7 protein-coding genes and 2 pseudogenes are annotated in these 9,277 nt (G+C 65.6%); 6 read left to right on the top strand and 3 right to left on the bottom strand.

Annotated elements, in window-relative coordinates; all coding sequences use genetic code 11:
• Positions 1-44: 44 nt before the first annotated feature.
• From dsbG to dsbD, 3 genes are read right to left on the bottom strand one after another with little or no spacing between them, the layout of a single operon-like run.
• A complete protein-coding gene (gene dsbG, locus DV532_RS17050) occupies positions 45-803 on the bottom strand; it encodes a thiol:disulfide interchange protein DsbG (protein ID WP_056801397.1) in 759 nt (252 codons plus the stop codon).
• Between the two features lies 1 nt (position 804).
• Positions 805-1,641 carry a TlpA disulfide reductase family protein gene (locus DV532_RS17045; RefSeq protein ID WP_056801395.1) on the bottom strand — a complete coding sequence of 279 codons (837 nt, stop codon included), beginning with the start codon at positions 1,639-1,641 and terminating at the stop codon, positions 805-807.
• On the bottom strand, positions 1,641-3,353 hold the full coding sequence (dsbD, locus tag DV532_RS17040; protein ID WP_056801392.1) for a protein-disulfide reductase DsbD: 1,713 nt from the start codon (positions 3,351-3,353) through the stop codon (positions 1,641-1,643). Before dsbD ends, DV532_RS17045 begins: the two co-directional genes overlap by 1 nt.
• A gap of 243 nt (positions 3,354-3,596) precedes the next feature.
• Here dsbD and DV532_RS17035 point away from each other — a divergent pair.
• The 6 genes and pseudogenes from DV532_RS17035 to DV532_RS17015 form a co-directional block, all read left to right on the top strand.
• A pseudogene (locus DV532_RS17035) lies at positions 3,597-4,274 on the top strand (xanthine dehydrogenase family protein molybdopterin-binding subunit); the annotation flags it as partial.
• Positions 4,260-4,364: pseudogene (locus DV532_RS30715) on the top strand (XdhC family protein); the annotation flags it as partial. The pseudogenes DV532_RS17035 and DV532_RS30715, both read left to right, overlap by 15 nt.
• A complete protein-coding gene (locus tag DV532_RS17030) occupies positions 4,361-4,924 on the top strand; it encodes an NTP transferase domain-containing protein (RefSeq protein ID WP_056801388.1) in 564 nt (187 codons plus the stop codon). The pseudogene DV532_RS30715 and the gene DV532_RS17030, both read left to right, overlap by 4 nt.
• Before the next feature lie 730 nt (positions 4,925-5,654).
• The gene (locus tag DV532_RS17025; RefSeq protein ID WP_056801386.1) at positions 5,655-6,338 is read left to right on the top strand and encodes a response regulator transcription factor; all 684 of its coding nucleotides are present in this window, start codon (positions 5,655-5,657) and stop codon (positions 6,336-6,338) included.
• On the top strand, positions 6,335-7,657 hold the full coding sequence (locus tag DV532_RS17020) for an ATP-binding protein (RefSeq protein ID WP_056801385.1): 1,323 nt from the start codon (positions 6,335-6,337) through the stop codon (positions 7,655-7,657). The genes DV532_RS17025 and DV532_RS17020 overlap by 4 nt, the downstream gene beginning before the upstream one ends.
• Before the next feature lie 208 nt (positions 7,658-7,865).
• A complete protein-coding gene (locus DV532_RS17015; RefSeq protein ID WP_056801383.1) occupies positions 7,866-9,257 on the top strand; it encodes an aspartate aminotransferase family protein in 1,392 nt (463 codons plus the stop codon).
• The last annotated feature ends 20 nt before the right edge of the window (positions 9,258-9,277 follow it).

Below are 9,277 nucleotides of genomic sequence, written 5' to 3'. Positions count from 1 at the left end.
GAGCGGGTTTACCCGCGAAAGGGCCTGTTCAGGCAACCCAGCTTTCAGCGCTTGCCGAGAATTTTGCCGAGCATCTCTGGCCGCGGTGCCCCTTGCTGGCTCTGCAGGTTGCCCTGCTCATCCTGGTAGAAAATCGCCGGGGTCGCCTGCAAGCCCATCTCTTCCATCAACGCCATGTTCACTGCCAACTGCTGCTGCACCGCCTCGGGCACCTTGTCCAACGCTTTCAGGGTACTGGCCTTGCCGGCCTGTTCATGCTGCTGCAGTGCCTTGGCCGGGTCTTTCGCTGCCAGCAGCGCCGCCGACTTGCCCGGGCTGTCTTCGCGGATGATGCCCACCATAATGTGGCGCAACTGCACCTTGCCCGACTCTACCCACGGCCGCGCCTGTTCCCAGAACATGTTGCAGTACGGGCAGTTGGGGTCGCTGAACAGGTACACCTTGCGCGGCGCATCGGCCTTGCCGTCGGCGATCCAGGCGGTTTTCTCCATTTTTGCCCAGATCGCCTTGCTCATCGGCGCGTACACCAGCTTTTGCAGGGGCTCGGCACTGAGGTCCTGGCCCTGTTCGTCGAACAGGCTGCCGACCAGTACATGCTTGCCGTCGGGGGTGAGGTACAGGGCCAGGCCGTTGTTCTGGTACTCGGCGGCATACCCGCGCAGGCCGTTGGGGGCGTCGAAGCTGCCTTTGATCACAGCGCCCTTGGCTTGCAGTTGCTGAACCGCCTTGGGTAATTCTTCGGCTTGCAAACTGGGGGCAGCCAGCAGGGCCAGGGACAGGGGCAGCAGTGCAGTCAATCGCATGTCAGTTTCCTTGTGCGGCAGGGGCGGGCGCGGCGGCCCGGTCGAAAGGCTCCAGGGCATGGCGCAGGCTGGCCCGGGATAACTCGCCGAGGTGGCTGCCGACCAGCCGCCCGTCGGCGTTGTAGAACAGGGTGGTGGGCAGGGCCATGGACCCGACGCGCTGGGCCAGCAGGCCGGTGCCGTCGAACAGTACGTGGGTCAGGCTCAGGCCGGTGGTAGCGAGAAAGGTGCTGACGTTTTCCGGGGTTTCGCCTTGGTTGACGAACAGAAAGGTCACGTGCGGGTAGTCGCTTTGCGCCTGTTGCAGCACCGGCATTTCGCGCCGGCAGGGCGGGCACCAGGTGGCCCAGATGTTGATCACCAGCGGCTTGCCGCGGTAACTGTGCAGCGCCACCGGCTGGCCGCCAGCGTTGCGCAGGCTCAGTTCGGGCAGTTCGGTGCCTTTGCTGTACAGGTGGCCCCCCAGGCTGGCCAGGCCCCAGAACAGCGCGCCGCTGAACAGCGCCCAGCCTAGCGGGCGGCGCAGGCCCGGGTGGCGCCAGCCCTGCCACAGGGCACCGAGCACGATGCCGGCAAGGCCAGACCAGAGCAGGAAGCCCCCGTCACGGATGTCGATGATCTGCAGCGGATCACCCTGGTACATCGGCCAGTAGGCCAGTACGAAGCCGGCGCGGGCGCACAGCAGGCCGACCAGGAACAAGTTGAACAGCGCAGATTCCGGGCTCTCGCCGCCACGCCGGGCGACCCACCAGCCGACCACGCTGGCGATCACCAGGGCGGTGAGCATCAGCAGGTGGTTGAGGGCCATGGTCAGGGGCCCGAGGGTTACGGTCAGCATCAGCCTTGGCTCCTGGTCTGGGCCCAATGTTGCAGGAACGCAGCCGCATCCACTTCGCCGGTGATGCGCCGCGCGCGGCGTTCGTCGCCTTCCGGGCCGACCCAGATGATGCTGGGCGGGCCGGGTACCTGGTAGCGCTGCAGCAGGGCCTGGCTGGCCGGGGTGTCGGCGGTCACGTCCAAGCGCAGCAGGTGCACGCCGGCCAGGCTGGCCTGCACGTCGCTGCGGGCGAACACCTGTTTTTCCATGACCTTGCACGACACGCACCAGTCGGCATAGTAGTCGAGCATCACCCACTGGCCCCGGGCCTTGGCGGCATCCAACTCGCGTTGTAAGTCTTCGGGGCGGCTGACGCTGACAAAGGCGTCTTCGGCGTGCTGGCCGGCGGCGGGTGCAGGGCCGCCAGCAAATGGGCGCAAGGGCTGCCAGAGGTCGTCGCCACCGGCCGCTGCCCCCACCAGCAACAAGCCGCCCCACAGGGCACCCAGCAGGGGTATTGCACGCAAGGCCGGCAACCGTTGCAGGGCCGGCCAGGCCGCCCAGGCCAGGGCAATCAGCAAGGCGCCGCTCAGGGCCAGCAGCAACGCCGCCGGCAGCAGGCTGCGCACGGTGTACAGCGCCATGGCCAGGAACACGAAGCCGAACACGCCCTTGACCCGGTTCATCCAGGCGCCTGGGCGTGGCAGGTAGCGATTGCCCAGGGTTACCAGCAACAGCAGCGGCACGCCCATGCCCAGGCCCAGGCTGAACAGCACCAGCGCCCCCTGTAGCACGTCACCGCTCTGGGCGATGTACAGCAGCGCGCCGGCCAACGGCGCGGTCATGCACGGGCCCATCAGCAGGCCAGACAACGCCCCCAGCAGCGCCGCGCCATACAGGTTGCCGCCACGCGTGCCTTGCCCGGCGCGGTCGAGGCGGTCGCGCAGGGCGGCCGGCAGTTGCAGCTCGAAGGCGCCGAACATCGGCAGGGCCAGGACCACGAACAGCCCCGCCAGGCTGCCCAGCAGCCAGGGTTGCTGCAGCCAGGCCTGCAGGCTGGCGCCGAGCAATGCGGCGACCACGCCGAGGGCGGCGTACACCAGGGCCATGCTCAGCACATAGACCCCAGCTAGCAGCCAGCCGCGCCGGGCACTGGCGCCGTTGCCAAGGACCAGCCCGGCGAGGATTGGCAGCATTGGCAGCGAGCAGGGGGTAAAGGCCAGCAACAGGCCAAGGCCGAAGAACGCCAGCAGGCTCCAGGCCAGGTGGCCCTGCTGCAGGCCGCTGGCCAAGGCCTGATCACTGGCTTGCTCGACCGCAGGCGCCACACTGCCACCCAGGTCGATCGACGTGGTTTGTGGCGGGTAGCACAGGCCGGCGTCGGCACAGCCCTGCCAGCCCAGGCGCAGCTGGCCCTGGGCATTGGCGGGGAGCCGCAGTTCGAGTTGGTCGCGGTACACCGCACTGTCGCCGAAAAACTCGTCATGGTGGTTCAGGGCTGGGGGCAGTTGCGGGTGCTGGTCGGCGGGCAGGCCGTCGAACTTCAGGCGTTTCTGGTACAGGTAGTAGCCAGGTTTGATCTGGAAGTACAGGCGCATCTGGCCATCGGCCTGGCGGTCGTGGGTCAGCACGAAGGCCTGGTTGACCGGCAGGAAGTCGGGTTTGACCTCGAACGGGTTGGCCTGCAACGGGCCGGCCAGCAGCAGTGTCAGGAAGAGCAGGAGGACGCGCATGTCTTCGCCTTGGCAGATCTAGGAATGGGGCCATGCTGGCTGGGGTCGATTAACCCAAGGTTAACGCTGGTGTTAGTCAGTGGTGGCATTACGGCATTAACGAGGCAAACACCTTTCTTCGCTGTAGAGTTGACACATAAGTCAGATTTTTTGACTCGCGTGACAAGGTTCTTACCCGTCCGAGTCCCCCGCACTAGAATCAGAAAGAGTGGGCAGAACCCCCTACTGCCCAGAGGATCCAGCATGTCCAACCGTGATGTTTCCCGGCGCGCCTTCTTGCAAGGCGGCCTGATCGCTGGCGTCGGCGTGACCATGGCGCCGCTTGGCAGCCAGGCGTTCGCCGCGCTGATGGAGGACCGCGTCACCACCTCGCCGCAAAAGTGGATGAACCATGACGGCAAGGCGCGTTTCCGTAACGACGCCTTGTCCAAGGTTTGCGGCGACAAGGTGTTCGCCCGTGACATCCGCGCCAAGGACATGCCCGGCTGGCCAGCACAGCAGGGCCATGCGTTGCTGCTCAAGGCAACCAAGGCCGACCGCATCTATGCCGGGCATGACCTCAGCCTGCTGGGCGCCGAGCTGCAGCCGGACCGCATCGTCACCGCCGCTGATCTGGTGCAGGACGGCATCGCCTGGCCCGAGGCGCACTCGCCCGACCCGCTGCTGCCGCCCGGCAAGGTGCCGATGTTCATCGGCCACCCGGTGGCGATTTTGATCTGGCACGACTTCGAGCGCTTCCGCCAGGCCAAGCGCAAGTTGCAGTTCAACGACCAGGCGATCCGCTACGGCGCCCAGGCGCCGCTGTACCAGCGCGACCCTTACGGCAGTTTCCGCTTTGTGCGCGTGGGCGGTGCGACAGCGTTCGACGACGATGAGTTCTCCAGCCTGAAGAACGCCATGCTGTTCCCGACCATCCTCAACCTGGGTAGCAAGACCCCGGCCGAAATCGCCCTAGCGGTGCTGGCCGATATCCTGCGGGTGCGCAACGGTATCGAGCGGGCCGCGCTGTGACAGTGGTCGCATTGGTGCTGGCGGCTGGGCGCGGCACGCGATTCGGTTCGGACAAGCGCCGGGCGACATTGGCCGACGGTCGCAGCTTGCTGGCGCACAGCGTGGCGCGGGCGCAGGCGGTGTTCGATGATGTGCGGGTGGTGTTGCGCGCGGGGGAGCGGGGCGAGGATTTTGGCTTGCCTGCCGGTTGCCAGGTCATCATCAGCCCGCATGCGGCATCGGGAATGGGGCATAGCCTGGCGGCTGGGGCAAGGGCGTTGGGCGATAGCCAGGCGCAGGCGGTGGCGATTTTGCTGGGTGATATGCCGTGGATCGAATGGGCAACCTTGCGCCGCTTGGCCGAGGCCGCCAGCGCTTCGCGTATCGTGTTGCCGCAGCATGCCGGGCAGCAGGGGCACCCGGTAATCTTCGGGCGGCAGTTCTGGCCGGCGCTGGGGCAGCTGTCGGGTGATGAAGGGGCGCGAGCGGTGGTGCGGGCGCAGCGGGATTGTTGTGAGGTGGTTGAAGTGGAGGATGCCGGGGTATTGCGGGATGTCGACACGCCGCAGGGGTTGATCTAGGTCCCAGGGGTCAGCCGCAACATTTGCTGCGCCTGGCAGATCGAGCGCCGCCCGCGCGGCGCTTCGCGGGGCAAGCCCGCTCCCACATCTGTTTCAGGCCAGTGCCTCCTGTGAGGTCACCTTTGTTCGCCTTGTTTGTTCCATTCAATATCGAAGATTGCGCAGCTGATCTTCATCCGTCTTCAGTCATGCACCAAGGCTGCAACCCACCTGGCACAGGAATAACTGGCCTGAAACATCGTTTCAGGCCAGTGCCTCCTGTGAGGCCACCTTTGTTCGCCTTGTTTGTTCCATTCGATATCGAAGATTGCGCAGCTGATCTTCATCCGTCTTCAGTCATGCATCAAGGCTGCAACCCACCTGGCACAGGAATAACTGGCCTGAAACATCGTTTCAGGCCAGTGCCTTCTGTGAGGTCACCTTTGTTCGCCTTGTTTGTTCCATTCGATATCGAAGATTGCGCAGCTGATCTTCATCCGTCTTCAGTCATGCACCAAGGCTGCAACCCACCTGGCACAGGAATAACTGGCCTGAAACAGATGTGGGAGCGGGCTTGCCCCGCGAAGCGCCGCGCGGGCGGCGCTCGATCTGCCAGGCGCAGAAAATAATGTGGCGAACACCCAGCCCACCACCGCACCAAAGACGAACACCCCCCCCCACAAAAGGTCCATAATCCCCCCTTAATCCGCCCAAGGTGCAATGCCAGCCACAACTCTCCGGGAGCCCCAACATGCACGTTCTGCTCTGCGAGGACGATGACCTGATCGCCGCCGGTATCTGCGCCGGCCTTACCGCCCAGGGCCTGACCGTGGACCGGGTGGGTAACGCTGCCGATGCGCGGGCGATGCTGCAGGCTGCGCAGTTCGACGTGATGATCCTCGACCTCGGCTTGCCCGACGAAGACGGCCTCAAGCTGCTGCGGCGCCTGCGCCAGCAGGGCGAGACGCTGCCGGTGCTGGTGCTCACCGCGCGTGATGCAGTCACTGATCGGGTCGATGGCCTGCAGGCCGGCGCCGACGATTACCTGCTCAAACCCTTCGACCTGCGCGAGCTGGCGGCCCGCCTGCACACCCTGCTGCGGCGAGTGGCCGGGCGGGCGGTGAATGCTATCGAACACGGCCCTCTGCGTTATGACCCGAGCAGTTGCGAGGCCACCCTGGCCGGCCATCCGGTCGACCTGTCGCGTCGTGAACAGGCGCTGCTCCAGGCGCTGCTGCAGAACCCCGGGCGGGTGTTGTCCAGCGAGCAACTGAAAGACTGCGTGTACGGCTTCAGCGACGAAGTCGAGAGCAACGCCCTCAACGTGCATATTCACCACCTGCGGCGCAAGCTGGGCAACGGCATCGTCGAGACCGTGCGCGGCCTGGGCTACCGGCTGGGCCCGGCGCAGGCGCCCGACGAGGCAGCCTCGTGAGCCTGCGAGTCCGTTTGAGCCTGATCCTGGGCAGCGCTTTCGTCATCATCTGGGTGCTGGCCGCTGCGTGGATGCTGCGTGACCTGCGCCAGCAGATGATGTTTTCCCTCGACCAGCGCCTGGTGGCTTCGGCGCGTATGGTCGCCGGGTTGATCGACCAGCTGCCGCAGCCGCTGACCGCCAAGGGCGGCGAGGCGCACATTTCCGCCGACCAGTTCAGCGTACCGGACGGCATGGCCTGCCAGGTCAGCTCGCTGCGTGGCGAGATCCTGGCCAGCAACCACAAGCACGATGGCACCATGGACGACGAGCGCAGCGGCTTCCGTGACCAGACCATCGACGACGCGCTGTGGCGCACCTTTACCTACCACCATGGCGATGTGCGCATCACCACCGCCGACCGGCACATGGAGCGCGAGGCGCTGAACCAGTCGATTCTGCTGGCGGCCTCGGCGCCGGTGCTGATGGCCTTGCTCGGCAGCTTGGGGTTGTTGTGGATCGGCCTGGGCAAGGGCCTGGAGCCGCTCAACCGCATGCGCGATGCGCTGCGCCGCAGGCGCGCGGACAGTGTCGAGCCGTTGCAGGTGGCGGGCATGCCTAGCGAACTGCAGCCGTTGCTGGAAACCCAGAACCAGCTGTTTCTGCGCATTGCCCAGACCATCGAGCGTGAGCGGCGCCTGACCGACGATGCCGCGCATGAACTGCGCAGCCCGCTGACGGCGATCAAGACCCACCTGCAAGTGGCGCGCATGACCGAGGGTGCCGTGCGTGAGCAAGCGTTGGAGCATGCCGAGCAGGGTGCTGACCGCATGCACCGCACGCTGGAACAGTTGTTGATGCTGGCGCGCGTGGAAGGCAGCCTGTCGTTCGAGGACGGTGTGCAGTGCAGCGCCGAACAGGTGGCCCGGCAGGCGGTGCAGGATGCCGGCGGCGGTGACAACCGGCGTATCGTGCTGCGTTTGCCAGAAGAGGCCGCACAAATTTACCTGGGTATGCCGGCACCGTTGGCAGTGGCAGCATTGCGCAACCTGCTGGACAACGCCTTGCGCCATGGCGGCGATGAGGCGGTGGAGCTGGAGGTACAGCTGGCCGACGGGCAGGTGGGCTTCATGGTGCGTGACCATGGGCCGGGGATTGCCGAGGCCGATCTCGTGCACCTGACCGAGCGCTTCTGGCGTAATGGGCAGAGTGGCGGCTGTGGGCTGGGGTTGGCGATTGTGCAGGCGATCGTGCAGCGCTGTGCCGGTAGCCTGAAGTTCGACAGCCGCAGTGATGGGTTGCGGGTGTGGTTGCAGGTACCGGCACGTTTGGGGCATTGATCGCTACCGCCTGCGCCGGCCTCTTCGCGGGTAAACCCGCGCCCACAATACCCCTGAGATCTGTGCAAATCCTGTGGGAGCGGGTTTACCCGCGAAGAGGCCGACCGTGCTTGCAAAAATCCCACAGCAACCGCTAAATCCTCCCCGCACTCAAGCGTTTTTCAAGCGACGAACACCCGCACTTTCGCTTGCTTGCGAGGATTCACCCATGTCCACCGCTTCCTGCCTTGCCCAGGTTCTGCCGGCCAGCGCGCCGCGTCCTTTGTACGAATTTACCGACTCGCCTTTGCTGCAACGCCAGCAGCAACAAGAATCCAACGCCCGCAGCTACCCGCGGCGCATCCCGCTGGCGCTCAAGCGTGCCCGTGGCATTCATGTGGAAGATGTCGAAGGCCGCCAGTTCATCGATTGCCTGGCCGGCGCTGGCACCCTGGCGTTGGGCCATAACCACCCGGTGGTGGTCGCGGCGATCCAGCAGGTGCTGGCCGATGAGCTGCCCCTGCACACCCTGGACCTGACCACACCGGTCAAGGACCGCTTCGTCCAGGACTTGTTCGGCATACTGCCCGAGGCCCTGCGCCGCGAGGCCAAGGTGCAGTTCTGTGGCCCAACCGGTACCGATGCGGTGGAAGCAGCGCTCAAGCTGGTACGCAGCGCCACCGGCCGTAGCACCGTGCTGGCCTTTCAGGGTGCCTACCATGGCATGAGCCAGGGTGCCCTGAGCCTGATGGGCAGCCACGCGCCGAAGCAGCCGCTGGCGGCCTTGCTCGGTAACGGTGTGCAGTTCATGCCGTACCCCTACGACTACCGTTGCCCATTCGGCCTGGGCGGCGAAGCCGGGGTCAAGGCCAACCTGCATTACCTGGAGAACCTGCTGCTCGACCCGGAAAGCGGCGTACCGCTGCCAGCGGCGGTGATCCTTGAGGTGGTGCAGGGTGAGGGCGGGGTCATTCCGGCCGATATCGAATGGCTCCAGGGCGTGCGGCGTATCACCGAGCAGGCCGGCGTGGCGCTGATCGTCGATGAGATCCAAAGCGGTTTTGCCCGTACCGGGCGCATGTTCGCCTTCGAGCATGCCGGCATCGTGCCGGATGTGGTTACCCTGTCCAAAGCCATTGGCGGCAGCCTGCCGCTGGCGGTGGTGGTGTACCGCGACTGGCTGGATACCTGGCAGCCAGGCGCCCACGCCGGTACCTTCCGTGGCAACCAGATGGCCATGGCGGCGGGGTCGGCAGTCATCGATTACCTGGTCGAGCATCGCTTGGCCGAACATGCCGAGGCCATGGGCCTGCGCTTGCGCACACATTTGCAGCAGTTGCAGCGGGATTATCCGCAGTTGGGGGATATTCGCGGGCGTGGGCTGATGCTTGGGGTGGAACTGGTGAGCCCGCACGGCCAGCGTGATGCCCTTGGCCACCCGCTGGCCAACCGCGAGCTGGCGACGAAGGTGCAGCGTGAATGCCTCAAGCGTGGGTTGATTCTTGAGCTGGGTGGGCGGCAGGGTGCGGTGGTGCGCTTTCTGCCGCCGCTGATCATCACGGCTGCGCAAATCGATGAAGTGGCGCAGCGGTTTGCCGAGGCGTTGATCGCGGCGGTCTGATCGATTACCGGGGGGGCGCA

It is taken from the genome of Pseudomonas sp. Leaf58 (genome assembly GCF_003627215.1).
Lineage (GTDB): Bacteria > Pseudomonadota > Gammaproteobacteria > Pseudomonadales > Pseudomonadaceae > Aquipseudomonas.
This window is presented reverse-complemented; position numbering and strand designations above follow the sequence as displayed.

Coding starts and splice junctions, on each gene's coding strand:
- dsbG (WP_056801397.1), bottom strand. CDS start 803: ATGCGATTGACTGCACTGCTGCCCCTGTCCCTGGCCCTGCTGGCTGCC.
- DV532_RS17045 (WP_056801395.1), bottom strand. CDS start 1,641: ATGCTGACCGTAACCCTCGGGCCCCTGACCATGGCCCTCAACCACCTG.
- dsbD (WP_056801392.1), bottom strand. CDS start 3,353: ATGCGCGTCCTCCTGCTCTTCCTGACACTGCTGCTGGCCGGCCCGTTG.
- DV532_RS17025 (WP_056801386.1), top strand. CDS start 5,655: ATGCACGTTCTGCTCTGCGAGGACGATGACCTGATCGCCGCCGGTATC.
- DV532_RS17015 (WP_056801383.1), top strand. CDS start 7,866: ATGTCCACCGCTTCCTGCCTTGCCCAGGTTCTGCCGGCCAGCGCGCCG.